This is a genomic window from Pseudomonas plecoglossicida NBRC 103162 = DSM 15088, from assembly GCF_000730665.1.
GTDB classification, from domain to species: domain Bacteria; phylum Pseudomonadota; class Gammaproteobacteria; order Pseudomonadales; family Pseudomonadaceae; genus Aquipseudomonas; species Aquipseudomonas plecoglossicida.
This window is the reverse complement of sequence record NZ_BBIV01000020.1, coordinates 55,615-82,075: the sequence shown is the minus strand read 5'-3', so window position 1 is coordinate 82,075 and position 26,461 is coordinate 55,615. Positions and strand designations below refer to the sequence as shown.

The 26,461-nt window shown below is 63.8% G+C and carries 27 protein-coding genes; 9 read left to right on the top strand and 18 right to left on the bottom strand.

Going from position 1 to position 26,461, the window contains the following annotated elements:
* Positions 1–26: 26 nt before the first annotated feature.
* Together PPL01S_RS13800 and PPL01S_RS13795 are read right to left on the bottom strand one after the other, a co-directional pair.
* Positions 27–788, bottom strand: a complete 762-nt coding sequence (locus PPL01S_RS13800; RefSeq protein WP_028625829.1) for a YdcF family protein — start codon at positions 786–788, stop codon at positions 27–29.
* 132 nt (positions 789–920) lie between these two features.
* On the bottom strand, positions 921–1,235 hold the full coding sequence (locus tag PPL01S_RS13795; RefSeq protein ID WP_016393482.1) for a hypothetical protein: 315 nt from the start codon (positions 1,233–1,235) through the stop codon (positions 921–923).
* Positions 1,236–1,463: 228 nt separating this feature from the next.
* On the opposite strand from PPL01S_RS13795, the gene leuS reads away from it, so the two are divergent.
* The 5 genes from leuS (at position 1,464) to PPL01S_RS13770 (ending at position 7,481) form a co-directional block, all read left to right on the top strand.
* The gene (leuS, locus tag PPL01S_RS13790) at positions 1,464–4,070 is read left to right on the top strand and encodes a leucine--tRNA ligase (RefSeq protein WP_028625830.1); all 2,607 of its coding nucleotides are present in this window, start codon (positions 1,464–1,466) and stop codon (positions 4,068–4,070) included.
* Positions 4,071–4,131: 61 nt separating this feature from the next.
* The gene (locus tag PPL01S_RS13785; protein ID WP_016393480.1) at positions 4,132–4,737 is read left to right on the top strand and encodes an LPS-assembly lipoprotein LptE; all 606 of its coding nucleotides are present in this window, start codon (positions 4,132–4,134) and stop codon (positions 4,735–4,737) included.
* 37 nt (positions 4,738–4,774) lie between these two features.
* Positions 4,775–5,812, top strand: a complete 1,038-nt coding sequence (holA, locus tag PPL01S_RS13780) for a DNA polymerase III subunit delta (RefSeq protein WP_016393479.1) — start codon at positions 4,775–4,777, stop codon at positions 5,810–5,812.
* Between the two features lie 127 nt (positions 5,813–5,939).
* Positions 5,940–6,104: an alternative ribosome rescue factor ArfA gene (gene arfA / locus PPL01S_RS13775; protein WP_016393478.1), complete on the top strand. Its 165-nt coding sequence runs from the start codon at positions 5,940–5,942 to the stop codon at positions 6,102–6,104.
* Between the two features lie 60 nt (positions 6,105–6,164).
* Entirely contained in the window at positions 6,165–7,481 is a 1,317-nt protein-coding gene (locus PPL01S_RS13770) for a lytic murein transglycosylase (protein WP_016393477.1), read from the top strand.
* Between the two features lie 131 nt (positions 7,482–7,612).
* Here the strand turns inward: PPL01S_RS13770 and PPL01S_RS13765 are convergent, their stop codons facing one another.
* The 13 genes from PPL01S_RS13765 to PPL01S_RS13705 all read right to left on the bottom strand — a co-directional run bounded on the left by PPL01S_RS13765 (position 7,613) and on the right by PPL01S_RS13705 (position 20,038).
* Positions 7,613–8,551, bottom strand: coding sequence for a S66 peptidase family protein (locus PPL01S_RS13765; protein ID WP_016393476.1), 939 nt, complete (start codon positions 8,549–8,551; stop codon positions 7,613–7,615).
* An 84-nt stretch (positions 8,552–8,635) separates the two neighbouring features.
* The gene (gene lipA, locus PPL01S_RS13760) at positions 8,636–9,652 is read right to left on the bottom strand and encodes a lipoyl synthase (protein WP_016393475.1); all 1,017 of its coding nucleotides are present in this window, start codon (positions 9,650–9,652) and stop codon (positions 8,636–8,638) included.
* Positions 9,653–9,654: 2 nt separating this feature from the next.
* The gene (lipB, locus tag PPL01S_RS13755; RefSeq protein ID WP_016393474.1) at positions 9,655–10,302 is read right to left on the bottom strand and encodes a lipoyl(octanoyl) transferase LipB; all 648 of its coding nucleotides are present in this window, start codon (positions 10,300–10,302) and stop codon (positions 9,655–9,657) included.
* Positions 10,302–10,577, bottom strand: a complete 276-nt coding sequence (locus tag PPL01S_RS13750; RefSeq protein ID WP_016393473.1) for a DUF493 domain-containing protein — start codon at positions 10,575–10,577, stop codon at positions 10,302–10,304. The genes lipB and PPL01S_RS13750 overlap by 1 nt, the downstream gene beginning before the upstream one ends.
* A 74-nt stretch (positions 10,578–10,651) precedes the next feature.
* Complete coding sequence (locus tag PPL01S_RS13745) at positions 10,652–11,812, bottom strand: D-alanyl-D-alanine carboxypeptidase family protein (RefSeq protein ID WP_028625831.1); 1,161 nt, start codon at positions 11,810–11,812, stop codon at positions 10,652–10,654.
* 272 nt (positions 11,813–12,084) lie between these two features.
* On the bottom strand, positions 12,085–13,086 hold the full coding sequence (locus PPL01S_RS13740) for a septal ring lytic transglycosylase RlpA family protein (RefSeq protein WP_028625832.1): 1,002 nt from the start codon (positions 13,084–13,086) through the stop codon (positions 12,085–12,087).
* Positions 13,086–14,096, bottom strand: a complete 1,011-nt coding sequence (mltB, locus tag PPL01S_RS13735; protein WP_028625833.1) for a lytic murein transglycosylase B — start codon at positions 14,094–14,096, stop codon at positions 13,086–13,088. The genes PPL01S_RS13740 and mltB overlap by 1 nt, the downstream gene beginning before the upstream one ends.
* 17 nt (positions 14,097–14,113) lie before the next feature.
* Positions 14,114–15,217 (bottom strand): rod shape-determining protein RodA, encoded by a 1,104-nt coding sequence (rodA, locus tag PPL01S_RS13730; RefSeq protein ID WP_042156078.1) that lies wholly within the window; start codon positions 15,215–15,217, stop codon positions 14,114–14,116.
* Between the two features lie 38 nt (positions 15,218–15,255).
* Positions 15,256–17,145, bottom strand: coding sequence for a penicillin-binding protein 2 (mrdA, locus tag PPL01S_RS13725; RefSeq protein WP_016393468.1), 1,890 nt, complete (start codon positions 17,143–17,145; stop codon positions 15,256–15,258).
* A gap of 16 nt (positions 17,146–17,161) precedes the next feature.
* A complete protein-coding gene (rlmH, locus tag PPL01S_RS13720) occupies positions 17,162–17,629 on the bottom strand; it encodes a 23S rRNA (pseudouridine(1915)-N(3))-methyltransferase RlmH (protein ID WP_008090421.1) in 468 nt (155 codons plus the stop codon).
* 9 nt (positions 17,630–17,638) lie between these two features.
* The gene (gene rsfS / locus PPL01S_RS13715) at positions 17,639–18,061 is read right to left on the bottom strand and encodes a ribosome silencing factor (protein WP_016393467.1); all 423 of its coding nucleotides are present in this window, start codon (positions 18,059–18,061) and stop codon (positions 17,639–17,641) included.
* A gap of 44 nt (positions 18,062–18,105) precedes the next feature.
* Positions 18,106–18,765 carry a nicotinate-nucleotide adenylyltransferase gene (gene nadD, locus PPL01S_RS13710; protein ID WP_016393466.1) on the bottom strand — a complete coding sequence of 220 codons (660 nt, stop codon included), beginning with the start codon at positions 18,763–18,765 and terminating at the stop codon, positions 18,106–18,108.
* 1 nt (position 18,766) lies between these two features.
* The gene (locus tag PPL01S_RS13705; protein ID WP_016393465.1) at positions 18,767–20,038 is read right to left on the bottom strand and encodes a glutamate-5-semialdehyde dehydrogenase; all 1,272 of its coding nucleotides are present in this window, start codon (positions 20,036–20,038) and stop codon (positions 18,767–18,769) included.
* A gap of 203 nt (positions 20,039–20,241) precedes the next feature.
* Here PPL01S_RS13705 and PPL01S_RS13700 point away from each other — a divergent pair, with 203 nt between their 5' ends.
* Both PPL01S_RS13700 and PPL01S_RS13695 read left to right on the top strand, forming a co-directional pair.
* The gene (locus tag PPL01S_RS13700; RefSeq protein ID WP_016393464.1) at positions 20,242–20,934 is read left to right on the top strand and encodes a DNA-3-methyladenine glycosylase; all 693 of its coding nucleotides are present in this window, start codon (positions 20,242–20,244) and stop codon (positions 20,932–20,934) included.
* Positions 20,935–20,937: 3 nt separating this feature from the next.
* Entirely contained in the window at positions 20,938–22,254 is a 1,317-nt protein-coding gene (locus PPL01S_RS13695; RefSeq protein ID WP_016393463.1) for a bifunctional DedA family/phosphatase PAP2 family protein, read from the top strand.
* A gap of 55 nt (positions 22,255–22,309) precedes the next feature.
* Here PPL01S_RS13695 and PPL01S_RS13690 read toward each other — a convergent pair whose 3' ends face one another.
* From PPL01S_RS13690 to PPL01S_RS13680, 3 genes are read right to left on the bottom strand one after another with little or no spacing between them, the layout of a single operon-like run.
* The gene (locus PPL01S_RS13690) at positions 22,310–22,900 is read right to left on the bottom strand and encodes an LON peptidase substrate-binding domain-containing protein (protein ID WP_016393462.1); all 591 of its coding nucleotides are present in this window, start codon (positions 22,898–22,900) and stop codon (positions 22,310–22,312) included.
* Positions 22,901–22,909: 9 nt separating this feature from the next.
* Positions 22,910–23,626, bottom strand: coding sequence for an LrgB family protein (locus tag PPL01S_RS13685; RefSeq protein WP_016393461.1), 717 nt, complete (start codon positions 23,624–23,626; stop codon positions 22,910–22,912).
* Positions 23,623–23,985 (bottom strand): CidA/LrgA family protein, encoded by a 363-nt coding sequence (locus tag PPL01S_RS13680; RefSeq protein WP_016393460.1) that lies wholly within the window; start codon positions 23,983–23,985, stop codon positions 23,623–23,625. The genes PPL01S_RS13685 and PPL01S_RS13680 overlap by 4 nt, the downstream gene beginning before the upstream one ends.
* Positions 23,986–24,129: 144 nt before the next feature.
* On the opposite strand from PPL01S_RS13680, the gene PPL01S_RS13675 reads away from it, so the two are divergent.
* Together PPL01S_RS13675 and PPL01S_RS13670 are read left to right on the top strand one after the other, a co-directional pair.
* A complete protein-coding gene (locus tag PPL01S_RS13675; RefSeq protein ID WP_016393459.1) occupies positions 24,130–24,585 on the top strand; it encodes a MaoC family dehydratase in 456 nt (151 codons plus the stop codon).
* 119 nt (positions 24,586–24,704) lie between these two features.
* On the top strand, positions 24,705–26,438 hold the full coding sequence (locus PPL01S_RS13670) for a C13 family peptidase (RefSeq protein ID WP_016393458.1): 1,734 nt from the start codon (positions 24,705–24,707) through the stop codon (positions 26,436–26,438).
* The last annotated feature ends 23 nt before the right edge of the window (positions 26,439–26,461 follow it).

Genomic DNA, 26,461 nt, shown 5'->3' with positions numbered 1-26,461 from the left:
TTGGGCCAGTGCGTGCTCTGCAAGGCTCAGTAGAACATCCGATACCCCACCAACCCCACCGCTTCATTGAGCAACTGCCCGCTCTGCCAGATCGCCCTGCTTTCCGGCAGCAACCCAGCGAACGGCCGCGCATGATCCCGTCCCAGGAACCCCACTGGCGCCGGCACCACCTCGAAACCCGCCCGCTCGAAGCTCCAGCGCGAGCGCTGCATATGCCAGGCCTGGGTCACCACGACCACTCGGCGAATGCCCAGCGGTTGCAGCACCTGGGCGCTGAACCGGGCGTTTTCCCACGTGGTGCGGCTGGCGCCCTCCTGCCACTTGACCTCGACCGCGAAGTCCTCACGCAGCCGATCCGCCATCAGCCGAGCCTCGCTCGGCGGTGTGCCGTAGTGCAGCCCGCCACTGGTCAGGACCGGCAAGCCCGAAGCCCTGGCCAACCGCGCGGCGAAGCGCACGCGCTCCTCGCCGTTGTCGCTGAGCTGGTCGGCACCGCCCCAGGCTGGATCGCCACGCTCGCGCCCCGCCCCCAGCACGACGATCGCGTCCGCCCTGCCCGCCAGGTGTGCCCACTCGCTGATCTGCAAAGGCGGCTCGCTCTCCAGCAGGCGCGCGCCCTGCTGCACCACCAGCGGCAGACTCATCAGCCACAAGCCACCCAGCCCCAGCACGAAGCACAAGGCCGCCAGCCGGGGGTGCCGGACGCGCACCCACCAGGCGACCAGCAAAAGCAGGAACAGGACGCCTGGCGGCATCAACCATTGCTTGATGAAGTATCGGATCGGCATCGGCTACACCTCCATGGAAGGCGTGCAGCCTAAGAGGATCGGCGCCAGCCAACAAGTGCGCGGCAGGCGCCGATCGTGTGAAGTGTATTGAAGAACCGGCGCGCGATGGCCTGCGCCTGGCGTCCTGAACGGCTAGCGATGTGGCAGCGTCCTGGAACTCGCCGTACTGGCGGGGCGTTTCTTGTCCTTGAGCCAGATGATCTTTGCCGTGTGCGGTTCCGCTTGTGGGTATGTACCGACGCAGGCATTGCGGCGTTCCGGGAGGGAATCCAGGTAGGCCTTGATCACTTCGAACTCTGCATGGCTCAGGCCACGCAACTCCAGCTCGGCTGGCATCTCGTCGCGTAATCGCACCGACGTTCTGGCGACTTCCAGTGCCAGGCCAAGACGGTCGATCAGGCGTTCGTAAAGCTCCGGTTTGATTGCGGGTAGCTGCGTCTCTCCCATCCGTTCACCTCATTGAAGATAAAGAATATCTCCCCCCACACCTGAGCTTAGCGTTGCTGCGAAAAGCAGCCGGTCGTAGCGACCAGCGGGCATTCGCAATCAGGGTTTCCCACGATGCGCAGCGCTGCTGTATGCTACGGCGTTCACTCTCACGACACCGGAGTGCCGGACGCAGCGAGGTTCCGCTGCCTGGAACAAGGTCTCTTCTCTCTCAGCTAAAAAGTAGCCATGCACGAACAATACACGCCCCGTGATATCGAAGCCGCCGCCCAGAAGTTCTGGGACGAGCAACAATCGTTCGCTGTTACCGAACAGCCAGGCAAGGACACCTACTACTGCCTGTCGATGTTCCCGTACCCGAGCGGCAAGCTACACATGGGCCACGTGCGCAACTACACCATCGGCGACGTGATTGCCCGCTACCAGCGCATGCTCGGCAAGAACGTCCTGCAACCGATGGGCTGGGACGCCTTCGGCATGCCGGCGGAAAACGCGGCGATGAAGAACAACGTCGCCCCGGCCAAGTGGACGTACGAAAACATCGACTACATGAAGTCCCAGCTCAAGAGCCTGGGCCTGGCCATCGATTGGGCACGTGAAGTCACCACCTGCAAGCCGGACTACTACCGCTGGGAACAGTGGCTGTTCACCCGCCTGTTCGAGAAAGGCATCATCTACCGCAAGAACGGGACCGTGAACTGGGACCCGGCCGACCAGACCGTACTGGCCAACGAGCAGGTCATCGACGGCCGCGGCTGGCGTTCGGGCGCGCTGATCGAGAAGCGCGAGATCCCGATGTACTACTTCCGCATCACCGACTACGCCGACGAGCTGCTGGAAAGCCTCGACGAGCTGCCGGGCTGGCCTGAGCAGGTCAAGACCATGCAGCGCAACTGGATCGGCAAGTCGCGCGGCATGGAAGTGCAGTTCCCTTACGATCAGGCGAGCATCGGTCACGAAGGCACCCTGAAAGTCTTCACCACCCGCCCGGACACCCTGATGGGGGCGACCTACGTCGCCGTGGCCGCCGAACACCCGCTGGCCACCCAGGCCGCCCAGGGCAACCCGGCGCTGCAGGCATTCATCGACGAGTGCAAGAGCGGCAGCGTCGCCGAAGCCGACATGGCCACCCAGGAGAAGAAGGGCATGGCCACTTCCCTGCTGGTCGAGCACCCGCTGACCGGCGAGAAGCTGCCAGTGTGGATCGCCAACTACGTGCTGATGCACTACGGCGACGGCGCGGTCATGGCCGTACCGGCCCACGACGAGCGCGACTTCGAGTTCGCCCACAAGTACAGCCTGCCGGTCAAGGCCGTGGTGCGCACCAGTGCTGGCGACGAAGTCGGCAACGAGTGGCTGGCTGCCTATGGCGAGCACGGCCAGCTGATCAACTCCGGCGAGTTCGACGGCCTGGACTTCGTCGGTGCGTTCGACGCCATTGAAGCTGCCCTGATCCGCAAGGAACTGGGCAAGTCGCGCACCCAGTTCCGCCTGCGCGACTGGGGCATCAGCCGCCAGCGCTACTGGGGCTGCCCGATCCCGATCATCCACTGCCCGTCCTGTGGCGATGTGCCGGTGCCGGAAGACCAGCTGCCGGTCACCCTGCCGGAGAACGTGGTACCGGACGGTGCCGGTTCGCCGCTGGCGCGCATGCCCGAGTTCTATGAGTGCACGTGCCCGAAATGCGGCACTGCAGCCAAGCGCGAAACCGACACCATGGACACCTTCGTCGAGTCGTCCTGGTACTTCGCCCGCTACGCCTCGCCGAACTACGACAAGGGTCTGGTCGATCCGAAAGCCGCCAACCACTGGCTGCCGGTCGATCAGTACATCGGCGGTATCGAGCACGCCATCCTGCACCTGCTGTATGCGCGCTTCTTCCACAAGCTGATGCGCGACGAAGGCCTGGTCACCTCCAACGAGCCGTTCAAGAACCTGCTGACCCAGGGCATGGTGGTCGCCGAGACCTACTACCGCGTGGCCAGCAACGGCGGCAAGGACTGGTTCAACCCGGCCGATGTCGAGATCGAGCGTGATGCCAAGGCCAAGATCATCGGCGCGCGCCTGAAGACCGACGGCCTGCCGGTGGAAATCGGCGGCACCGAGAAGATGTCGAAGTCGAAGAACAACGGCGTCGACCCGCAGTCGATGATCGAAGCCTACGGCGCCGACACCTGCCGCCTGTTCATGATGTTCGCCTCGCCGCCCGACATGAGCCTGGAGTGGTCCGATTCTGGCGTCGAAGGTGCCAGCCGCTTCCTGCGCCGTGTCTGGCGCCTGGGCCAGGCCCATGTCAGCCAGGGCTTGCCAGGGAAACTGGACATCGCCGCCCTGAGCGACGAGCAGAAGGTCATCCGCCGGTCGATCCATGCCGCGATCAAGCAGGCCAGCACCGATGTCGGTCAGTTCCACAAGTTCAACACCGCCATCGCCCAGGTGATGACCGTGATGAACGTGCTGGAGAAAGCCCCGCAGGCCACCGAACAGGACCGCGCGCTGCTGCAGGAAGGCCTGGAAGCCGTCACCCTGCTGCTGGCCCCGATCACCCCGCACATCTCCCACGAACTGTGGAAGGCGCTGGGTCACGATCAGGCCGTGATCGACGCCGGCTGGCCGGCTGTCGACGAAGGCGCCCTGGTACAGGACACCGTCACCCTGGTGGTACAGGTCAACGGCAAATTGCGTGGCCAGGTGGAAATGCCTGCCGCCGCCAGCCGCGAAGACATCGAAGCCGCCGCCCGCAGCAACGAGAACGTCCTGCGCTTCATCGATGGCCTGACCATCCGCAAGGTCATCGTGGTTCCGGGCAAACTGGTCAACATCGTCGCCAACTGATGGCAACGCCCACCCGCAGCCAGTGCGGGTGGGCGGTATCGGCCCACAAGGGAGCAACAACATGATCAAACGCAATCTGCTGGTAATGGGCCTGGCCATCATGCTCAGCGCCTGCGGTTTCCAGCTGCGTGGCACCGGCACCAATGAACTGAGCCTGAAAGAACTGGACGTCAGTGCGCGTGACGCCTACGGTCAGACCGTGGTTCAACTGCGTCAGGTCCTGGAGCGCAGCGGCGTGAGCCTCAACGCCGGCGCACCTTACCACCTGGTGCTGACCAACGAGCAAGAAACCCAGCGTGCCGCGAGCTACGGCGGTGGCAACCGTACCGCCGAGTACGAGATCACCACCACGCTCAGCTACAGCATCCTGGGCCTGAACAAGCTCGAGCTGCTCAGCGACAAGGTCGAAGTGCGCAAGACCTACCTGCGTGACAGCTCCAACATCACCGGTTCCGACCAGGAAGCCACCCAGGCTCGCGAGGAAATGCGTCGCGACCTGGTGCAGTCGATGGTTTCACGCCTGCAGAACCTGACGCCGACACAGCTTGACGAGCTGCAGCTCAAGGCCGACGAACGTGCCAAGGCCGAGGCCCAGGCGCTGGAAGCCGCGCGTCGCCAGCAGGCGGAGACGCCACGACAGTCGCCACTGGAAGTCCCGGGCCGTTAAGCCCGCGCGGGGCACTTCGGTGCCCCGCCCGTTTCCCATGAAACTCGCTCCCGCCCAACTCAACAAGCACCTGCAAGGCGCCCTGGCCCCGGTCTACGTGGTCAGCGGTGACGACCCGCTGCTGTGCCAGGAAGCTGCCGACGCCATTCGCAATGCTGCACGCCAGCAAGGCTTCGACGAACGCCAGGTGTTCAGCGCCGACGCCAACTTCGACTGGGGCACCCTGCTCCAGGCCGCTGCCAGCTTGTCGCTGTTCGCCCAGCGCCGCCTGCTGGAACTGCGCTTGCCGTCCGGAAAACCGGGCGACAAGGGCGCCGCGGCACTGATGGAGTACTGCGCCAGGCCCGCTGAAGACACCCTGCTGCTGGTCAGCCTGCCCAAGCTCGATGGCAGCGCGCAGAAGACCAAGTGGGGCAAGGCGCTGATCGAAGGTGCCCACTGCCAGTTCATCCAGATCTGGCCGGTGGATGCCCAGCAGTTGCCACAGTGGATCAACCAGCGCCTGGTCCAGGCCGGCCTTTCTGCCCAACGCGATGCGGTCGACCTGATCGCTGCACGGGTCGAAGGCAACCTGCTGGCGGCTGCCCAGGAGATCGAGAAGCTCAAGCTGCTTGCCGAAGGCAACCAGATCACCGTGGAAACGGTCCAGGCCGCGGTGGCCGACAGCGCGCGCTTCGATGTCTTTGGCCTGGTCGATGCCATTCTCAATGGCGAGGCCGCCCATGCCCTGCGCATGCTGGAGGGCCTGCGAGGCGAAGGGGTCGAGCCTCCGGTGATCCTCTGGGCGCTTGCCCGGGAACTGCGATTGCTGGCCGGTCTGGCCCAGCAGTTCAGCCAGGGCGTGCCGCTGGACAAGGCCTTCAGCCAAGCGCGACCACCGGTGTGGGACAAGCGCCGACCCTTGGTCAGCAAGGCCCTGCAACGCCTGTCGGCGCAGCGGTGGGCGCAACTGCTGCAGGATGCACAGCGCATCGATGCGCAGATCAAGGGGCAGGCCGAAGGGTCGCCGTGGACCGGGTTGTCGCGGCTGTCGTTGCTGATGGCCGGGCAGCGGCTGGTCTTGCCACCCGAGTAAGATTCAAGGGCCCTATCGCCGGCTTGCCGGCGATAGGGCCATCAGCCATAAACACAATCAATTGGCAGCCTCCCTTTCAGACGCCTAAAGTCCGCCCCGCAATCCCTCCACAAGCAGGAACCCCGCCATGAGCAAAAAGCCGCAAAAGCACGGCCCCAACAAGGCCAAGTGCATCGTCGCCCAACCGCTGTTCCGCTGCCGCCAGGAACGACCAGGCAAGGGCAAAGGCAGCTACCGCCGCGAAGCCTTCCAATCGAGAGATTGGGAGGCTTCTTACTTTTTGGCCGCATGAAAGCATCGAAAGCGCAGGCATGGTATGGTCGGTACCTGACCTGAAATTCTGGATCTGTGCATGCCCTTCAGCCTCCTTCCCCGTTGGAAATCCCGCCAGCTCATCGCGGCCTCCAGCTTCATCCTGCTCGTCGCCTGCGCGGAAAAGCCTACCGCCGCCGACGCCCTGCCGCTGGCACCCGCCCAGCCCGCGCCGGTAGTGACCCTGCCCACCACCACGCCCGACGTCAGCACTGAAATCCAGCCATTGCAGACCTTTGCCCAATGGCAGGCCGGTTTCCGCCAGCAAGCCCTGCAGGCCGGCATCTCGGCCAGCACCTTCGACCGCGCGTTCCTTGGCGTAACGCCGGACATGGACGTGATCAAGGCCGACCGCAGCCAACCCGAGTTCACCCGTCCGGTATGGGAGTACCTCGATGGCGCCCTGTCGCCGCTGCGTGTGCGCAACGGCAAGCGCCTGCTGGAGCAGAATGCCGAGCTGCTGTCGCGCATCGAACAACGCTATGGCGTGGACCGCCAGGTGCTGGTGTCGGTGTGGGGCATGGAAAGCAACTTCGGCCAGTTCCAGGGCAGCAAATCGGTGATTCGCTCGCTCGCCACGCTCGCCTATGAAGGGCGCCGCCCACAATTCGCCCAGGACCAGCTGATTGCCGCCTTGCAGATCATCCAGCACGGTGACATCCAGCCAGAAGCCATGCGCGGCTCCTGGGCCGGTGCCATGGGGCAGACCCAGTTCATCCCCACTACCTACAACACCCACGCGGTGGATTTCGACGGTGATGGCCGCCGGGATATCTGGAACAGCACGCCGGATGCCCTGGCCTCGACCGCCCACTACCTGCAGAGCTCGGGCTGGAAACGTGGCCAGCCCTGGGGCTTCGAGGTGCAGGTGCCGGCGGGCTTCGACTACTGGCTGGCCGATGGTGCGCTGCGCAAACCGGTCAGCGAGTGGCTGCAACTGGGCGTGAAGCTGCCGGCTGGCACGCAACTGCCCGCGGGCAGCAACGAACTGTCCGCTGCCCTGCTGCTGCCGGCTGGGGCTCGAGGCCCGGCGTTCCTGGTGCTGGACAACTTCCGTGCGATCCTCAAGTACAACAACTCGTCGTCCTATGCGCTGGCGGTGAGTCTGCTGGGTGATCGTTTCTCGGGGTGGGGCTTCATTGCCGGCAATTGGCCGAAGGAAGATCTGCCGTTGAGCCGCAGCGAACGCGTCGAGCTGCAGAATCTGCTCAATGCCAGCGGGCATGATGCAGGCAACGCGGATGGCATCATTGGTGCCAATACCCGCAAGGCGATTCGTAATGCCCAGCAGGGGCTGGGTTGGCCGGCGGATGGGTATCCGACGCACCAGTTGCTCGATAGCCTGCGTCAGCGTTGAACACAGGGAGTGCTTCGCACTCCATCGCCAGCAAGCCAGCTCCTACAGGTACAGCGCAAGCCTGATTGTCGGCGCTGTACCTGTAGGAGCTGGCTTGCCGGCGATGGGCCGCAAAGCGGCCCCCGTCAATCTCAATCCTTGAACAGATCCTGAGCCAACACCAGGCGCTGCCTCTCGCTATCCAGCCTCACCTCGGCCCCCAACGGCAAACACACATTCGGATCACAATGCCCACTGCGCCATCCGGCGAGCACCGGCACGCCCAACGGCCCGAAGATTTCCCCCAGAAGGGGCGCCATCGCCGCCACCGTGATCCCGGCAAAATCCCCCACCAGCACACCTTTCACACCCTCCAGCTTGCCCGCCAGGCGTAGCTGGGTCAGCAAACGATCCACCCGATACAGCGGCTCGTTCACATCCTCGATGAACAGAATGCTGCCCTGCGTCTCGATCTCGGCCACTGTGCCCAGGGTCGCGCCCAGCATCGACAGGTTGCCGCCCAGCAATCGCCCGCTGGCAACCCCCGGGACCACGCAGCTCAAGGCAAACTCGGAAGGATGGACAATTTCGTCGCCCTCCCCCACCAGCCCAGCCAATTGCGCCAGCAGCGATGACTCGGTCGGCTGCAGCTTGGCACCCAACAGGTCGGCATTGAGCATGGCGCCATGGAAGGTCAGCAAACCGGTATGTCGGTGGATTGCCGTGTGCAACGCGGTGATATCGCTGTAGCCGATCAGTGGCTTGGGGTGGCGACGGATCAGCTCGAAGTCGAGCTTGTCGAGCAGCCTCATGCTGCCGTAGCCACCCCGCATGCACAGGATCGCGTCCACAGCCGGGTCCGCAAAGGCCGCATGCAGGTCCTCCAACCGTTGTTGATCGGCGCCCGCCAGGTAGCCCTGAGCCTGCTCGACCCCCGGATAGATACGGCAGCGGTAGCCCCGCTCTGCGAACCATTGGCCAGCCTTCTGCGCATCCAGCCGAGCCGGCCCCGCCGGGGCGACAATGGCGAAGCAGGCGTCACGCGGCAAGGTTTTGGGCAGGCGGGACATAGAGGTTTCAGCACAGTTCATCGCAACTCCTTGCAGCGCGGCACAAAAACAAAAATGCCGATGCCGCCTTTCGGCGCGCATCGGCATATGCAGCCCAAACCAGGATCAGAGCTTGATCTTGGCTTCGTGGGCCTGCTGATCGGCGTGGTAGGACGAACGCACCAGCGGGCCGGATGCGACGTTCTTGAAGCCCATCTTGTAACCTTCCTCGGCGAACCAGGCGAAGGTGTCCGGGTGGACGAAACGCTGCACCGGCAAGTGGCTGCGCGACGGCTGCAGGTACTGGCCGAGGGTCAGCATGTCGATGTCATGCTCGCGCATGCGGTGCATCACTTCGATCACTTCCTCGTCGGTCTCGCCCAGGCCGAGCATCAAGCCTGACTTGGTCGGTACATGCGGCACCAACTGCTTGAACTTCTGCAGCAGGTCCAGCGACCAGTCGTAGTCGGAACCCGGACGGGCAGCCTTGTACAGGCGCGGTACGGTTTCCAGGTTGTGGTTGAACACATCCGGCGGCTCTTGCGCGGTGATTTCCAGCGCCACGTCCATACGGCCGCGGTAGTCCGGCACCAGGGTCTCCAGCTGAACGCCCGGCGACAGCGCGCGGATCTCGCGGATGCAGTCGGCAAAATGCTGGGCGCCACCGTCACGCAGGTCGTCGCGGTCCACCGAGGTGATCACCACGTACTTCAGGCGCAGGTCGGCGATGGCGACGGCCAGGTTCTTCGGTTCGTCCAGGTCCAACGGCTTCGGCCGGCCATGGCCGACGTCGCAGAACGGGCAGCGACGGGTGCAGATGTCGCCCATGATCATGAAGGTCGCGGTGCCACCGGAGAAGCACTCGCCCAGGTTCGGGCAGGAGGCTTCTTCGCACACGCTGTGCAGCTTGTGCTTGCGCAGCAGCTGCTTGATGCGGTCGACCTCCGGGGACACCGGAATGCGCACGCGGATCCAGTCGGGCTTCTTCGGCAGCTCGTCGGTAGGGATGATCTTCACCGGGATGCGCGCGACCTTGTCGGCGCCACGCAGCTTGACCCCGGCTTCCACCTTCTTCGGCGCGGGGCGCGAGGTGGCATCCTGGGTAGGTATCAGGTTCGGCACGGCTTCTTGCACAGTTGTCATATTCAGTCGATTCCGCCCGTGAGGGTCGTCTGCTCAGCATAGTCGAGGTGCTTGACCAGCTGTCCGCGCAGCCTTGTCCTGACCTCGTCGAGTTCGATCGGGCCTGCCAGGTCGCGCAGCTGGGTCATGGCCAGCCCCGCATACCCACAGGGGTTGATTCGGCGGAATGGCGCAAGGTCCATGTCCACGTTCAGAGCAAGGCCGTGGAAAGAACGGCCGTTGCGGATTCGCAGGCCGAGGGAGGCGATCTTCGCTCCATCGACGTAGACACCCGGCGCATCGGGTTTGGCCGCTGCATCGACGCCATAGCTGGCCAGCAGGTCGATCAGGGTCTGCTCGATGCGGTTGACCAGTTCGCGTACGCCAAAGCCCAGGCGGCGCACATCCAGCAGCAGGTAGGCCACCAGCTGCCCGGGGCCATGGTAGGTCACCTGGCCGCCGCGGTCGGTCTGCACCACCGGGATATCGCCCGGCACCAGCAGGTGCTCGGCCTTGCCGGCCTGGCCCTGGGTGAAGACCGCGGGGTGCTCGACCAGCCAGATTTCGTCCTGGCTGTCCGGGCTGCGCTGCTCGGTGAAGCGACGCATGGCTTCCAGCACCGGTTCATAGGGCTGCAGGCCAAGCTCGCGGAAACCGAGGAACAAGGACATCAGAGCACCATTTTCACGATGCCGGTCGCGCGCAGGGCGCTGTTGATATCGTGCAGCTGGTCTTCGCTGGTGGCAACGATGTGTAGCTGCACAGTGGTGTACTTGCCTTCCTTGCTCTGACGCTCAGCTAAGGTCTTCATGTCGACCTCAGCGTATTTCTTCAGGATCTCGACGACCGTGTCCTTGAAATTGACCACAGTATCGCCGATGACCTTGATCGGGTAATCAGCGCAAGGAAATTCGATTTTGTGCGACTTGACGTCAGGTTCGCTCATGGCGGAAACGGCCTCGTAAGCCGTGGCAACAACAACGCCCCCGCAAGATCAGCGGGGGCGTGGCAGGTCACGTATCAGTTGAACAACCCGTAGAAGAATAGACGGATGCTATCCCACATACGACGGATGAAACCACCTTCCTCGACGCCGTCGAGGGCGATCAGGTCGGCGCTGTGAACCACGTTCTCGTCCAGTTTGACTTCCACTTTGCCGATCACGTCACCTTTGGCGATCGGTGCGGTGAGCTGCGGGTTCATGGTCATCGAAGCCTGCAGGCGCTTCAATTGGCCTTTAGGCATAGTCATGGTCAGGTCGTTGGCCAGGCCCGCCTTGACGATGCTGGTGGCGCCCTTCCAGACCGGTGCCTGGGTCAGCTCGGTGCCCTTCTGGTAGAAGGTCTGGGTTTCGAAGAAACGGAAACCGTAAGTCAGCAGCTTCTGGGTCTCGGCAGCACGGGACTGCTCGCTGTTGGTGCCGAACACCACGGCGATCAGGCGCTGGCCGTCGCGTACTGCCGAAGCCACCATGCAGTAGCCGGCTTCGTCGGTGTGGCCGGTCTTCAGGCCGTCGACGGTCTTGTCGCGCCACAGCAGCAGGTTGCGGTTGGGCTGCTTGATGTTGTTCCAGAAGAACTCTTTCTGCGAGTAGATCGCATAGTGCGCCGGGTCCACGTCGATGATGGCACGGGCCAGCAGCGCCATGTCGTGGGCCGAGGAGTAGTGCTCCGGGTTCGGCAGGCCGGTCGGGTTCATGAAGTGGCTGTTGGACATGCCCAGATCGGCGGCAGTCTTGTTCATCATGTCGGCGAAGGCATCTTCGCTGCCGGCGATGTGCTCGGACAGGGCAACCGAGGCGTCGTTGCCCGACTGGATGATGATGCCGTGCAGCAGGTCGCTGACAGTGACCTGGCTGCCGACCTTGATGAACATGCGCGAACCGCCGGTACGCCAGGCGTTTTCGCTGACGGTGACCGGGTCGTTCTCGCCGATCTGGCCACGACGGATGTCCAGGGTGGCGATGTAGGCGGTCATCAGCTTGGTCAGGCTGGCCGGCGGCAGGCGCTCGTCACCGTTGTTCTCGACCAGCACGTTGCCGCTGGACGCGTCCATGAGTACATAGGACTTGGCTGCCAGTTGTGGTGGTGCCGGCATCATCTGCTCAGCTGCGAAGGCAGCAGGCGTGATCATCAGCAGTACAGGCAGGCAAAGTCGTTTGGCAAGGTTGGTGATGTTCATCCGTCTCTCGAAAATCGCTAATGGTCTGAGATGTTCCCTGGGCCACATCGTGTGCCCAGCGCCAGTCAGTCTAGTTTTGGTGGCTGCACTGCAGCCCGGCGCAACGCGCAAAAGCTGGCATTGTACATGGCCGCGCCCGGCAATTCATGACAAAACCGACAGTTTGGCGGTGCCTTTACCGGCCTCATCGCCGGCAAGCCGGCTCCCACAGAGACTCCACTGATTTCGAGCTCGATGTGGGAGCCGACTTGCCGGCGATGGAGCCAGTACAGTCAGTCAGCTGTGACCAGCTTGGCCTGCCCAAGGTTCGCCAGGCGGATGCTGTCCTGCGCCTGCTGGATCTCGCCCTGGCTGCTGAACGGCCCCAGGCGCACACGGTGCAGGGTCTGCTGGTTGCGCACGATGGAGCTGATGAACACGGGTGCGCTGACCATGGTGCTCAGCTTGGAGCGCAGCAGCTCGGCGGCATCCGGGTTGGCGAAGGCACCGACCTGCAGGATATTGCCACCGGCACCGGCCGGCACGTTGTTGCCGCCCACCTGCACCGGCACCACCGGCGCTGCATGTTGCTGCGGCGGCGGTGTCCATTGCTCGACGCGCCCGGTATTGGCCGCAATCGCCTGGGTCTGAGTGGACTGAGGCTCCTTGAGCATCAACGGCGGTTGCTGGCCCTTCTGCGCCCACCACTGTTGCGGGTCGATGCCTTCGACGCGCACGTGCGCGGTACCGATCTCCGCATAACCCAGTTTCTTGGCGGCGGCGTAGGACAGGTCGATGATGCGGTCCGAATAGAACGGGCCGCGATCGTTGACCCGCAGGATGACGCTGCGGCCGTTGGCCAGGTTCGTCACCCGCACGTAGGCCGGCAGCGGCAGGGTCTTGTGCGCCGCACTCATGCCGTAGAGGTCGTAGAGCTCGCCATTGGCGGTGTTCTGACCGTGGAACTTGGTGCCGTACCAGGATGCGGTGCCCTCGGCGCGATAGTTGCGCGAGTCCTGCATCGGGTAGTAGGTCTTGCCCAGCACGGTGTACGGGTTGGCCTTGTAGTTGCCGGTGTGCACGGTCGGGGTGGCGTCGGGAATCTTGTTCACGTCCACGTCCCACCAGGGCGCGCCGTCCTTGTGTGCCCGGTTGATGTCCAGGCCGGGTTGCGATTTCACCGTGTTGCCGCTTGGCTTGGAGGTCGTGCGGCTGGAGGAGCAGCTGACCAGCAGCACACCGACGGCCATGCAGCTCAGCAGCTTGAGGGTGTTGGCAGAGAAGATTGCGCGCATTACTTGGCACCCCGTGCTTGGACCAGCTCCTGCGCCAGCTGATGCACCGCCATGGCATACATCACGCTGCGGTTGTAGCGAGTGATCGCATAGAAGTTCTTCAGGCCCATCCAGTACTCGGGGCCGTTTTCGCCCTCCAGGCGGAAGGCGGTAACCGGTAGATCATCGCGCAGCGCATCATGGCTCGACCAGCCCAGTGCCCGCAACTCCCCGAACGTTTTCGCCGGCTCGATACCGGTGGTGAGGCCCTCGTCGACCCGCGCGCCGCTGACCTGGGCGCGGCTGACCACCGCCTCGCCCGCTACCCAGCCATGGCGCTTGAAGTAGCTGGCCACGCTGCCGATGGCATCGTCGGGGTTGTTCCAGATATTGATGTGGCCGTCGCCGTCGAAATCCACGGCGTAGTTGCGAAAGCTGCTCGGCATGAACTGCGGCAGACCCATGGCGCCAGCGTAGGAACCCTTGAGGGTGAGCGGGTCGAGTTGCTCGTCGCGCGCCAGCAGCAGGTATTCGCGCAGCTCCTTGCGGAAGAATTCGGCACGTGGGGGGTAGTCGAAGCCCAGGGTCGACAGGGCATCGATGACGCGATAGTTGCCGGTGTTGCGACCGAAGAAGGTCTCAACGCCGATGATCGACACGATGTACTGCGCCGGCACGCCGTATTCCTGCTCGGCTCGGGCAAGCACGGCCTCGTGCTGACGCCAGAAGTCCACACCACGGGCAATGCGCGCATCGGTGATGAACATCGGCCGGTAGTCCTTCCACGGCTTGACCCGTTCGGCCGGACGCGAAATGGCGTCGAGGATCGACTGCTTGCGTTGCACCTCGCGGAACACACCCATCAATTGTTCGCCGGCAAAGCCGTAGTCGCGAGTCATCTCGCTGACGAACTCGGCCACCTGGGGCGAATCGTCGTAGTCGCCGGCATGAGCGAGCTGGACAGCGCTGAACAGGCCCACCGCACCGATCCACGGCGCACAACGGGCAGCCCAGTTACGCACTGCTTGCATGTAATTCTTCACCTTATTCAAACCTGTGCAATCCATTTGCGGTGCGTATGGATCGACATCAGAACGCCAAACGCTGACAGCAGCGTCACCAACGAAGTTCCGCCATAGCTGATGAAGGGCAGCGGCACGCCCACCACGGGCAGAAGGCCGCTGACCATACCGATATTGACGAACACGTATACAAAGAAGGTCATGGTCAAGCTGCCCGCCAGCAGCTTGCCGAACAGGGTCTGCGCTTGCGCGGTGATCATCAGCCCGCGGCCGATCAGCAGCAGGTAGACGATCAGCAGCAGGCAGATGCCCACCAGGCCGAACTCCTCGCCCAGCACCGCGATGATGAAGTCGGTGTGGCTTTCGGGCAGGAAGTCCAGGTGCGACTGGGTGCCCAGCAGCCAGCCCTTGCCAAACACCCCGCCCGAGCCGATCGCGGCCTTGGACTGGATGATGTTCCAGCCGGTGCCCAGCGGATCGCTTTCCGGGTCGAGGAAGGTCAGCACGCGCTGCTTCTGGTAGTCGTGCATGACGAAGAACCACATGGCCACGGCCACCGGCACCGCAGCAGCCAGCACGCTGAGGATCCAGCGCCAGCGCAGACCGCCCATGAACAGCACGAAGGCACCGGAAGCGAGGATCAGCAGCGCGGTGCCCAGGTCGGGCTGGCGGACGATCAGGATGAACGGTACGCCGATCAGCACCAGGCTGATGGCCACATGCTTGAGGTGCGGCGGCAAGGTACGCTTGGACAGGTACCAGGCAATCGTCGCCGGCATGATGATCTTCATGAATTCCGAGGGCTGGAAACGGATCACCCCGGGGATGTTGATCCAGCGCGTGGCACCCATGGCGTTGTGGCCCATGACGTCCACCACGATCAGCAGGAACACCCCGGCCAGGTACGCCAACGGCACCCAGCGGGCCATGAAGCGCGGTTCGAGCTGGGCGATGACGAACATCGACACCAGGCCGATGCCGAACGAGGTGGCCTGCTTGAGCAGCAAGTCCCAGTTCTTGCCGCTGGCCGAATACAGCACGAACAGGCTGCCGGCGGCGAGGGCCAGCAGGATGACCAGCAAGGGGCCGTCGATGTGGATGCGCTGCAGAAAGCTGGCGCGTCGACGCATCACGTCCTCGCTGGAGAGCATGCGATCGAAATTGTTCATCACTGGGCCGTTTCCTGGGCGACGGTGGCAGGCGCGAATTCAGGCTTGAGCCGGCCGCTCTCGTCGAGCAGCCAGGCGTCCATGATCTGCCGCACCACGGGGGCTGCGACGCCGGAGCCGGACTCGCCGTTCTCGACCATCACCGACACCACGATCTTCGGATCGTCGGCCGGGGCGAAGGCGACGAACAAGGCGTGGTCGCGGTGGCGCTCCTGAAGTTTGTTTCGGTCGTACTTCTCGCCCTGCTTGATCGCCACCACCTGGGCGGTACCGCTCTTGCCGGCGATGCGGTACTGGGCACCGGCCGCAGCCTTGCGCGCAGTACCCCGGGCGTTGTGCATCACCTGCTCCATGCCGTGGGTGACCCTGGCCCAGTCGGCCTTGTCGCGCAGGACGATGTTTTCCATCGGGTTGGGGTCCACCGGCGGCTGGCCTTCGATGGTCTTGGCCAGGTGCGGGCGGTTCCATACGCCTTTGTTGGCGATCAGCGCGGTGGCCTGGGCCAACTGCAGCGGAGTGGCCTGCATGTAGCCCTGGCCGATGCCGAGAATCAGCGTTTCACCCGGGAACCAGGCCTGGCGCCGGGTGGCGCGCTTCCATTCACGCGACGGCATCAGCCCTGGCGACTCCTCGAACATGTCGAGGGCGACCTTCTGGCCGATACCGAACTTGTTCATGTAGCTGGACAGGCGGTCAATGCCCATCTTGTGGGCAAGATCGTAGAAATAGGTGTCATTGGAGCGCATGATGGCTGTGTCGAGGTCGACCCAGCCATCACCGGTGCGGTTCCAGTTGCGGTATTTGTGATCGTAGTTGGGCAACTGGTAGTAGCCCGGGTCGAACACCCGGCTGCCGGCATTGACCACGCCACTGTCGAGGCCGGCGATGGCCACGGCCGGCTTGATGGTCGAACCCGGCGGGTACAACCCGCGCAGCACGCGGTTGAACAGCGGCCGGTCGATCGAGTCGCGCAATTCGGCGTAGGCCTTGAAGCTGATGCCGGTGACGAACAGGTTGGGGTCGAAACTCGGCTGACTGACCATCGCCAGCACCTCGCCGGTACGCGGATCGAGGGCCACCACCGCGCCACGGCGGCCACCGAGTGCGGCCTCGGCGGCCTCCTGCAGCTTGATGTCCAGGCTCAGCACAATGTCCTTGCCCGGCTTCGGGTCGGTGCGCTTGAGCACTCGCAGCACCCGGCCCCGGGCGTTGGTCTCGACTTCCTCGTAGCCGACCTGGCCATGCAGGTCATCCTCGTAGAAGCGCTCGATGCCGGTCTTGCCGATGTGGTGGGTACCGCTGTAGTTGACCGGGTCGAGGGTCTTGAGCTCTTTCTCGTTGATCCGCCCGACGTAGCCGACCGAATGGGCAAAATGCGCCCCTTGCGGGTAATGCCGCACCAGCTGGGCAACCACTTCCACGCCTGGCAGGCGGAACTGGTTCACCGCCACGCGGGCGATCTGCTCCTCGGTCAGCTCGAACAGGATCGGCACCGGCTCGAACGGCCGACGCCCCTGCCTCATGCGCTTCTCGAACAGCGCCCGATCATCCTCGGTGAGCTCCAGCACTTCGACGATGTTGTCCAGCACTTCCTGCCAGTTACCTGCCCGTTCGCGGGTCATGGACAAGCTGAAACTGGGCCGATTGTCGGCGATGATCACGCCGTTGCGATCGAAGATCAGCCCGCGTGTCGGCGGAATCGGCTGCACGTGCACCCGATTGTTCTCCGACAGCGTGGAGTGATAGTCGTACTGGATGATCTGCAGGTAGTACAGACGCGCAATCAGCACGCAGATCAGCAACACGATCGCGACCGCGCCGACCACGACGCGGTTGCGCACCAGGCGGGCGTCTTTCTCGTGGTCCTTGAGACGGATCGGCTGCGACATCGGACTGCTTACAGGCTCATTTGTGGTAAGGATGCCCGGACAACACGGTCCAGGCACGGTAGATCTGCTCGCCGATGAGTATCCTTACCAACGGGTGCGGCAGGGTCAGCGGCGACAGCGACCAGCGTTGCTCGGCGCGCGCACAGACCTCGGGCGCCAGCCCTTCCGGGCCGCCCACCATCAAATTCACCGTGCGCGAGTCCAGGCGCCAGCGATCCAGCTCGGTAGCCAGCTGCTCGGTGCTCCAGGGCTTGCCATGGACCTCGAGGGTGACGATGCGTTCCCCTGGCTGCACCTTGCTCAGCATGGCCTCGCCCTCCTGACGAATCAGGCGGGCGACGTCGGCATTCTTGCCACGGGTGTTCAGCGGGATTTCCACCAGCTCGAGCGACAGCTCCTGGGGCAGGCGCTTGGCATATTCGTGCCAACCTTCCTCGACCCATTTGGGCATGCGCGAGCCGACCGCGATCAGGCGAAGACGCACGACGTCTCCTTATTCCCGATCTTTGAGCTTGTCGGTGAAATAGTCGCTGGCGTTTTCCGGGCTGTGGTGCTTGGCATCGGCCGCACGGCTCTGCTCGGCACCCATCCACAGGCGTTCCAGGTCGTAGAACTGACGGGCAGCGGCGGTCATCATGTGCACGATGACGTCGTTCAGGTCCAGCAGCACCCAGTCGCTGTCGCCCTTGCCTTCTTCGCCCAACGGCTGTGCGCCTTCTTTCTTGACCGCTTCACGGACCTTTTCCAGCATCGCGTTGATCTGGCGGTTCGAGGTACCGGTGGCGATGATCATGTAGTCGGTCAGGCTGTGCTTTTCGCGCACGTCGATGACCTGGATGTCCTGGGCCTTGACGTCTTCCAGGGCGCTGATGGTCAGTTTGACCAGTTCTTCGCCATTGATTTTCTGCTTGCTCATATAAAACTCTTCAACTCGTTTGGATGAGGCGCCCTGGGGCACCGTCAGTTAGGGGCACGATACAGTTCATGCGCCTCGATGTAGGCCAGTACGGCGTCCGGCACCAGGAACCTCACCGATTTGCCGCTGGCCAGCAGCTGTCGGATCTGTGTAGCCGACACCGCAAGCGGCGTCTGCCAGACGAACGAAATATTTCCCGCCGGGCCGGACATGGCGGCGGGATCGCTCTCGGAGCGCGCAGCCAGCAGGTTGCGCAGCTCGTCAGGGGGTTCTACGTCGGCATCCGGGCGTTGCAGCACCAGGATGTGACAGTGTTGCAGCAGTTCTTCCCAGCGGTGCCAGCCAGGCAGGCCGCAGAAGGCATCCCAGCCCAGCACCAGGAACAACTGGTCGTTGGCATCCAGTTCAGCGCGGATCGATTCCAGGGTGTCGATGGTGTACGACGGCTTGTCGCGCTCCAGCTCGCGGGCATCCACGCTCAGGCATTCGACACCCTGCACCGCCTCGCGCACCATCGCCAGACGATGCTCTGCCGTGACCTGCGGGGTATCGCGGTGTGGCGGCCGGGCATTGGGCAGCAGGCGCAGCTCATCGAGCGCCATGAACTCGGCCACCTCCAGCGCGCTGCGCAGGTGGCCGATGTGCACGGGGTCGAAGGTACCGCCAAGAATGCCGATGCGCCGGACTGCCTGGGCCTTGCTCAACTCAGCAGGACTCCTGGCCGCGCAGCTGGCCGTCACCGATCACCACATACTTCTCGCAGGTCAGGCCTTCCAGGCCGACCGGGCCGCGGGCGTGCAGCTTGTCGGTGGAAATGCCGATCTCCGCGCCCAGGCCATACTCGAAACCATCTGCGAAGCAGGTGGGCGTATTGAGCATCACCGATGCCGAGTCGACCTCGGCCATGAACTGGCGAGCCTGCCCCTGGTGTTCGGTGATGATCGAATCGGTGTGGTGCGAGCCATAGTGGTTGATGTGCTCGATGGCCTGGTCCAGGCCGTCGACCACGCGAACCGACAGGATCGCGTCGAGGTATTCAGTGTGCCAGTCGTCCTCGGTGGCCGGCTTGGCATCGATCAGTGCACGGGTACGTTCGCAGCCCCGCAGTTCGACGCCCTTCTCCTGGAAGCGGCGGGCCATTTCTGGCAAAAAACCTTCGGCCACGCGCTGGTCGACCAGCAGGGTTTCCATGGCGCCGCAGATGCCATAGCGGTAGGTCTTGGCGTTGAAAGCCACGCGCCAGGCCTTGTCCAGGTCGGCGTGCTCGGCGACGTAGACGTGGCAGATGCCGTCCAGGTGCTTGATCACCGGCACACGGGCATCACGGCTGATGCGCTCGATCAGGCCACGGCCACCGCGCGGGACGATGACATCGACGAACTCGGGCATGCTGATCAGCGCGCCAACCGCTTCCCGGTCAGTGGTCTCGACCACTTGCACCACGGCTGCGGGCAGACCGGCCTCGGCCAGGCCACGCTGGATGCAGGTGGCAATGGCACGGTTGGAGTGAATCGCCTCGGAACCGCCGCGCAGGATGGTGGCATTGCCCGATTTCAGGCACAGGCTGGCCGCATCGATGGTCACGTTCGGGCGCGACTCGTAGATGATGCCGATCACCCCCAGTGGCACGCGCATCTTGCCGACCTGGATGCCCGACGGGCGATAGCTCATGTCGCGGATGCCACCGACCGGGTCCGGCAGGCTGGCGACCTGGCGCAAGCCGGTGATCATGCCGTCGATGCGCGCCGAGGTCAGGGCCAGGCGGTCCAGCAGCGCCGGCTCCAGGCCATTGGCACGGCCGGCGGCCAGGTCCAGTTCGTTGGCTGCGGCAAGCTCGGCACGCGCGACGTCCAGGGCATCGGCGGCGGCCTGCAGGGCGCGGTTCTTCTGCGCGGTACTGGCACGGGCGATCACCCGGGAAGCCTGGCGAGCGGCGCGACCCAGGCGGGTCATATAGTCAAGAACGGACTCAGTCATGGGTTCGGTGTCTTGGCGAAGGGGAAATCGGCTGATTATAACTGTCGCGCAGGTGTACGCCCAGCGGCGGGTGGCGGATGGTCGAAAATGGTTGAGTGAACGGGTAGCAAAGATGTAACGGCAGTTATCGAAACGCCACGGTTCAGCCTCGATTCAGTCATTCATTGCTATCATCCGCGGCTTGACCCTGATGAACTGCCAGCATGCCAGATACAGCCCCCTGCCCGGCCCGCGCCCTGCCCGACAGCTTTTTCCAGCAAGACGCCCAGGCCCTGGCCAAGGCGCTGCTGGGCAAGGTCATTCGTCACCGCCACGGCGACCTGTGGCTGGCCGCGCGAATCATCGAGACCGAGGCCTACTACCTCACCGACAAAGGCAGCCATGCGTCCCTGGGCTATACCGAAAAGCGCAAGGCCCTGTTTCTCGAAGGGGGGCACATCTACATGTATTACGCACGTGGCGGTGACTCGCTCAACTTCAGCGCCCAGGGCCCAGGCAACGCCGTGCTGATCAAGTCCGCCTACCCCTGGGTCGACGCCATTGCCACGGCCAACAGCCTGGCGCAGATGCAACTTAACAACCCCGACGCCAGCGGCAACATGCGCCCGCCGGAGCGCCTGTGCGCGGGGCAGACCCTGCTGTGCCGAGCCATGGGTCTGAAGGTGCCACAGTGGGATGCCCGTCGCTTCGACCCGGAACGCCTCTACGTCGAGGACTGCGGCATCAGCGTGCCCAAAGTGATCCAGGCGGCTCGCCTGGGCATCCCCCACGGCCGCGACGAGCACCTGCCGTACCGCTTCGTCGACGCCGAATACGCCCGTTTCTGCACCCGCAACCCGTTGCGCCGGGGGCAGGTCGAAGGGCAAGACTTCTTCATACTTGAACAAGGAAACTAAAGCATGGGCCAATGGCTCGACGGCCTGACCGGCTGGCTCAGCGCCAACCCACAGTGGCTTGGCCTGGCAATTTTTCTGGTGGCCTGCATCGAATGCCTGGCGATCGCCGGCATCATCGTGCCCGGCACCGTCCTGCTGTTCGCCGTGGCGGTACTGGCCGGCAGCGGCGCGTTCACCTTGGGCGAAACCCTGCTGCTGGGGTTCCTTGGCGGCCTGCTTGGCGATGCGTTGTCCTACACGATCGGCAAATACTTCCACCAGAACATTCGACGGCTTCCCCTGTTGCGGCACCACCCGGAATGGATCGGCAGCGCCGAGACCTATTTCCATCGCTATGGCATCGCCAGCTTGCTGGTAGGACGGTTCATCGGCCCGCTGCGGCCGATGTTGCCGATGGTGGCAGGGATGTTCGACATGCCACTGCCCCGCTTCATTGCGGTCAGCCTGGTGGCCGGTGCCGGCTGGTCGGTGGCCTACCTGCTACCGGGGTGGGCCACCGGCGCGGCCATGCGCCTGCCGTTGCCGGAAGGCTTCTGGCTGGACGCGGGCATCATCGCCGGTACCCTGGCGGTGGTCATCGGCCTGAGCCTGAACAGCAGTATCCGCGACCAGCGCAATGGCACGCGATTGATCGCCGGCCTGAGCTTCCTGGCCCTGGCAGGGGTATTCCTGGGATGGCCTTACCTGCATGAATTCGACCAGGGTGTGATGACGCTGGTGCAAGAACACCGCAGTCAGGCCCTCGACGGCACGGTGGTGCTGGTGACCCGCCTGGGTGATTTACGCACCCAACTGTTCCTCGGCGGCCTGTTGACCGGCCTGCTGCTGCTCGCACGCCAATGGCGCCATGCCGTGTTTGCAGGTGGCGCGCTGATGGGCACCGCAATCGCCAATGGCACGCTGAAATGGTTGTTCGCCCGCGCCCGACCTGAAGTGCTGAGCGACCCGTTGACCAGCTACAGCATGCCCAGCGGGCACAGTTCGGCGTCGTTTGCGTTCTTCCTGGTAATGGCGGTGCTGGCGGGACGCGGGCAGCCACCGCGCATGCGCCTGACATGGATGCTGCTGGGCTGCATACCGGCGCTGGCCATTTCCTTGTCGCGGGTCTACCTCGGGGCGCATTGGCCGACCGACATCCTGGCCGGGGCCCTGCTCGCCTGTTGCGTGTGTGCCGCCAGCCTGACGCTGGTGCAGTATCGTCAACCGCTCAATGCCCTGCCGCAGCGGGCGTGGTGGCTGGTGTTGCCGGCCTGCATCGCCTTGCTGGCGTTCTTTGCCATGCATGCGTTGCCGCAGGCGCTGGTGCGTTACCAGTATTGACCTGCAGCGCCCCCCATCGCCGGCTTGCCGGCGATTAGGGCCGGTAAAGAATCACTCAGGCAAACAACTCTCCCTGAATCCGCTCCAGCAGCTTCTGTATCTCGGTCAAGCGCTCCGCCGGCGAGTCGATCGCCAGCAGGTCCAACTTGTCTTCCTCCATGAACGGCAGCAAGTACGCCAGCTGATTGGCCAGCGACTGCCGCCCGTCGACATCCCGCGGCATGTCCAGGGCCTCGACCATCGGGTGTTCTCCCAAGGCCACCAGCAGCGCCAGCAGGTCGTCATCCTGCTCGGTCAAGGGACTGTCCGGCTGCTCCGGCAGCCAGTGCACCTCGCCCAGCAGCAACTGGTCCTTCTGCACCTCGGTCTGGCTCAGTTCGAAGCGCCGCACGCCTTCCACGCGGATGCCCAGCAAGCCATTTTCCTGCTGGACGAAATCTCGTATCAGCGCCTCGCAGCCGATCGATGCGACCACCGGCGGCGCCTTGCCGACCTGTTCGCCTTCGACGATGCAGACCACTCCGAAGCCGGTGCCCTGTTTCATGCATCGGCCAATCATGTCCAGGTAGCGCGCCTCGAAGATCTGCAAGTCGAGCAGACAGCCGGGAAACAGCACTGTATTGAGCGGAAACAGCGGTAGCGTCATCACAACTCCTCAAGCCACCAGGCTGACCGCCAACGGCAGGAACACTGCCGTGGCCACCCCCATCAGGCTCATTGCCAGCGCGGCGAACGCGCCGCACTCGTCACTTTCCTGCAAGGCCACCGAAGTGCCCACGGCATGCGCCGTCACGCCCAGTGACATGCCACGCGCCTCTGGGCTGTGCACACCGAAGCGGCTCAACAGTGCGGGGCCGAAAATGGCGCCGATGACGCCGGTTATCAGCACGAATACTGCTGCCAAGGCTGCCACGCCGCCAATCTGCTCGGCCACCAGCATGGCGATGGGCGAGGTCACCGACTTCGGCGCCATGGTCATCAGGATCATGTGCTCGGCCCCGAACCACCAGCCCAGCAGCAGACAGCAGAGCGTCGCGAACAACCCTCCGAGTACCAGCGTAGTAAATGTCGGCCAGAACAGCTGACGGATGCGCCGCAGGTTCAGGTACAGCGGCACGGCCAAGGCCACGGTGGCCGGGCCGAGCAGGATGTTCATGATTTCGGTGCTCTTGCGGTACTCGCGATAGTCGATACCGCAGGCCAGCAGCACCGCGATGACCAGCACCATGGACACCAGCACCGGCTGCAGGAAGATCCAGCGCGTACGCTCGTAGGCAGCCAGCACGATCTGATAGGCGCCCAGGGTAATGCCGATGCCGAACAGCGGATGGTGGACGACCGCATCCAGCGCACCTTGCCAATCAAGGCTCATGGCTGCTCCTCGCGCTTGCCCTGGCGGTGCATGAGCTTCTGCATCAACACACCAACGAACACCAGGGTGACCAGGCAGGAGATCAGCAACGCGCCAGCAATCGCCCAGAAATCGGCGGCAATGTCCTTGGCGTACACCATTACCCCTACCGCCGGAGGCACCAGCAACAGCGGCAGGTAACGCAGCAGGCTGCTGGCCGCTTCGTTCAGCGGCTTGCCGACCTCACCGCGGGCCATGAGGAAGAACAGCAACAGCAGCAGGCCGATGATCGGCCCCGGCAGCATGGGTACACACAGATGATTGATCGCCGTACCCAGCAGTTGGAACAGCACCAGCCAGGTCAAACCACGCAACAGCATAAGGACCTCCTTCGGGCATGCCGGCCATTATAAGCACGACCCACCCATAAGCCGATAATCGCCAAAAAGCGCGCAACTTGACGGATTCGGCAAGTCGTGCTGATCTAGTACTCCCGTACCAAAAAAGACACCTGGAGAGTCGTGATGCCCCTTGTACCGGTTACCGAGCTGTCGCAGTACGTTGGAAAAGAACTGGGATGTTCCGACTGGCTGAAGATCGACCAAGAACGCATCAACCTGTTCGCCGAGGCCACCGGCGATTTCCAGTTCATTCATGTGGACCCGGTAAAGGCGGCGAAAACCCCGTTCGGCTGTACCATTGCCCACGGTTTCCTGACCCTGTCGCTGATATCCAAGCTGATCGAGGATGTCGTGGTGCTGCCTGAAGGCAACAAGATGGTCGTCAACTACGGCCTGGACAGCGTGCGTTTCATTCAACCGGTGAAGGTCGACAGCAAGGTGCGACTCAAGGTCGAACTGACTGAAGCGACCGAGAAGAAGCCAGGTCAGTGGTTGCTCAAGTCCAAGGTAGCCCTGGAAATCGAAGGCGAGGAGAAACCCGCTTACATTGCAGAGCCCTTGATACTCTGCTTCGTCTGACCAGACCTGTTCGAGGGCAAGCCTGCTGAGTGCCGAAGCGGGCTTGGCCGAACGGTCAGCCATACCTATAACGCACCATTGTGCGGCATACTCGGCAGACCTATTGCCCGGATCCCGCCATGCGTCCACTGCTTCCTCTGGCCCTGACCTTGATACTCGCCGCCTGCGGCGATGGCGAAGCGCTGTCGCCACCCGACGCGCGCCTGCCTGATGGCGGCCGCTATCGCGGCGAGGTGGTGAACGGTCTGCTGCAAGGCGAAGGGCGCATCGACTACCCCAATGGCAGCTGGTACGCCGGCACCTTCAAGGACGGCCAATGGCATGGCCAGGGCGAATGGCACGGCAGCAATGGCGAGGTCTATCGCGGCCAGTTCGCCGCCGGCCTGTTCCACGGGCTGGGCGACCTGACCACCCCCGGCAGCCATTACGCCGGCACCTTCAGCCATGGCCGGCGCGATGGCGAGGGCACGCTCAAGCAGGTCGACCAGACCTACCGTGGCCAGTTCAAGGACGACCAGTACGAAGGCGCGGGCGAACTCGAACTGGCCGACGGCAGCCGTTACCAAGGCCTGTTCGCCAAGGGCAAGCCCAACGGCGCCGGCGTACGCAGCGATGCCAACGGCAACCAGTTCAGCGGTCACTTCGTCGACGGCCAGCTGCAAGGCAGCGGCACCTATGACAGCGTCGAGGGCGAACAGTACATCGGCGAGTTCAAGGACAATCGCCTTGAGGGTCGCGGCCGCTACGAAAATGCCGATGGCGATGTATGGATCGGCGAGTTCAAGGACGGTGCGCTGATTGGCGAGGGCGAACTGCTGGGCAGCGACGGCAGCCACTACAAGGGCAGCTTCGTCGACTGGCGCCTCTCTGGCCATGGCAACCTGCAACTGCCCGATGGCAGCAAGTACGTCGGCGGCTTCGACAACGATGCCTACCAGGGTCAAGGCAAGCTGACACTGGCCAGCGGCACGGTCGAAAGCGGCTACTGGACCAACGGGGTGCGCGTGCGTGACCACAAGGGCAAGCTGCTGCCCGACCCGCTGGACCTGGCCCTGCTCAACCAGGGGCGTCTGCTCGAAGAGGCCCTGGCCCGTGTGCCCCGCTCTGCCCCGCCCATCCAGCTGTACAGCCTGGTGCTGGCCGGTGATGGGCAACAGAGTGTGTTCCTGCGCGAAGCCGACTATGTCAGCAACATGCTCAAGGTGCGTTTCGGCGCGCGCGGCCAGGTCACCCTGGTCAATCACCGCGACCAGATGACCACCCGCCCCATGGCCACCCGCGAGAACCTGACCCGCGCCGCCCGCACCCTGGCCGAGCGCAGCGGCCCGGAAGACCTGGTGTTCATCTACCTGACCAGCCACGGCAGCCAGGATCACCAACTGGTGCTCGACCAGCCGCGCCTGCAGCTGGCCGACCTGACGGCCGACGAACTGGCCAGCGCCCTGGCGCCGCTCAAGGACCGCGACAAGATAATCGTCATCTCCGCCTGCTATTCCGGCGGTTACATTGCGCCGCTAAAGGATGACCGCACCGTGATCATGACCGCTGCGCGCGCTGATCGGGTGTCCTTCGGCTGCTCCGAGGAAGCCGATTTCACCTACTTTGGCGATGCCCTGTTCGCCGAGGCACTGAACCAGACCGATGACTTGAAACAAGCGTTCGAACTGGCGCGCAGCAGCGTTGCCGAACGTGAAGGAAGAGAAGGTTTCGAGGCCTCCGAGCCCCAGCTCTGGGCCCCACCCGCAGTACTGGCACATTGGCAACGCCTGCGCCAGCAACAAGCGGAAGAAGCCTTGCGAAATGCCGCACAGGCCAACGCCGACGAAGAGGCAAAAACGCCCGCCACCCACTAAGCTTGTGTGTAACACAGGAGAGA

Excerpts from the sequence above, each read along its gene's own strand:
- PPL01S_RS13800 (WP_028625829.1), bottom strand. The coding sequence starts at position 788 with ATGCCGATCCGATACTTCATCAAGCAATGGTTGATGCCGCCAGGCGTC.
- PPL01S_RS13795 (WP_016393482.1), bottom strand. The coding sequence starts at position 1,235 with ATGGGAGAGACGCAGCTACCCGCAATCAAACCGGAGCTTTACGAACGC.
- leuS (WP_028625830.1), top strand. The coding sequence starts at position 1,464 with ATGCACGAACAATACACGCCCCGTGATATCGAAGCCGCCGCCCAGAAG.
- PPL01S_RS13785 (WP_016393480.1), top strand. The coding sequence starts at position 4,132 with ATGATCAAACGCAATCTGCTGGTAATGGGCCTGGCCATCATGCTCAGC.
- holA (WP_016393479.1), top strand. The coding sequence starts at position 4,775 with ATGAAACTCGCTCCCGCCCAACTCAACAAGCACCTGCAAGGCGCCCTG.
- arfA (WP_016393478.1), top strand. The coding sequence starts at position 5,940 with ATGAGCAAAAAGCCGCAAAAGCACGGCCCCAACAAGGCCAAGTGCATC.
- PPL01S_RS13770 (WP_016393477.1), top strand. The coding sequence starts at position 6,165 with ATGCCCTTCAGCCTCCTTCCCCGTTGGAAATCCCGCCAGCTCATCGCG.
- PPL01S_RS13765 (WP_016393476.1), bottom strand. The coding sequence starts at position 8,551 with ATGAACTGTGCTGAAACCTCTATGTCCCGCCTGCCCAAAACCTTGCCG.
- lipA (WP_016393475.1), bottom strand. The coding sequence starts at position 9,652 with ATGACAACTGTGCAAGAAGCCGTGCCGAACCTGATACCTACCCAGGAT.
- lipB (WP_016393474.1), bottom strand. The coding sequence starts at position 10,302 with ATGTCCTTGTTCCTCGGTTTCCGCGAGCTTGGCCTGCAGCCCTATGAA.
- PPL01S_RS13750 (WP_016393473.1), bottom strand. The coding sequence starts at position 10,577 with ATGAGCGAACCTGACGTCAAGTCGCACAAAATCGAATTTCCTTGCGCT.
- PPL01S_RS13745 (WP_028625831.1), bottom strand. The coding sequence starts at position 11,812 with ATGAACATCACCAACCTTGCCAAACGACTTTGCCTGCCTGTACTGCTG.
- PPL01S_RS13740 (WP_028625832.1), bottom strand. The coding sequence starts at position 13,086 with ATGCGCGCAATCTTCTCTGCCAACACCCTCAAGCTGCTGAGCTGCATG.
- mltB (WP_028625833.1), bottom strand. The coding sequence starts at position 14,096 with ATGCAAGCAGTGCGTAACTGGGCTGCCCGTTGTGCGCCGTGGATCGGT.
- rodA (WP_042156078.1), bottom strand. The coding sequence starts at position 15,217 with ATGCGTCGACGCGCCAGCTTTCTGCAGCGCATCCACATCGACGGCCCC.
- mrdA (WP_016393468.1), bottom strand. The coding sequence starts at position 17,145 with ATGTCGCAGCCGATCCGTCTCAAGGACCACGAGAAAGACGCCCGCCTG.
- rsfS (WP_016393467.1), bottom strand. The coding sequence starts at position 18,061 with ATGAGCAAGCAGAAAATCAATGGCGAAGAACTGGTCAAACTGACCATC.
- PPL01S_RS13705 (WP_016393465.1), bottom strand. The coding sequence starts at position 20,038 with ATGACTGAGTCCGTTCTTGACTATATGACCCGCCTGGGTCGCGCCGCT.
- PPL01S_RS13700 (WP_016393464.1), top strand. The coding sequence starts at position 20,242 with ATGCCAGATACAGCCCCCTGCCCGGCCCGCGCCCTGCCCGACAGCTTT.
- PPL01S_RS13695 (WP_016393463.1), top strand. The coding sequence starts at position 20,938 with ATGGGCCAATGGCTCGACGGCCTGACCGGCTGGCTCAGCGCCAACCCA.
- PPL01S_RS13690 (WP_016393462.1), bottom strand. The coding sequence starts at position 22,900 with ATGACGCTACCGCTGTTTCCGCTCAATACAGTGCTGTTTCCCGGCTGT.
- PPL01S_RS13685 (WP_016393461.1), bottom strand. The coding sequence starts at position 23,626 with ATGAGCCTTGATTGGCAAGGTGCGCTGGATGCGGTCGTCCACCATCCG.
- PPL01S_RS13680 (WP_016393460.1), bottom strand. The coding sequence starts at position 23,985 with ATGCTGTTGCGTGGTTTGACCTGGCTGGTGCTGTTCCAACTGCTGGGT.
- PPL01S_RS13675 (WP_016393459.1), top strand. The coding sequence starts at position 24,130 with ATGCCCCTTGTACCGGTTACCGAGCTGTCGCAGTACGTTGGAAAAGAA.
- PPL01S_RS13670 (WP_016393458.1), top strand. The coding sequence starts at position 24,705 with ATGCGTCCACTGCTTCCTCTGGCCCTGACCTTGATACTCGCCGCCTGC.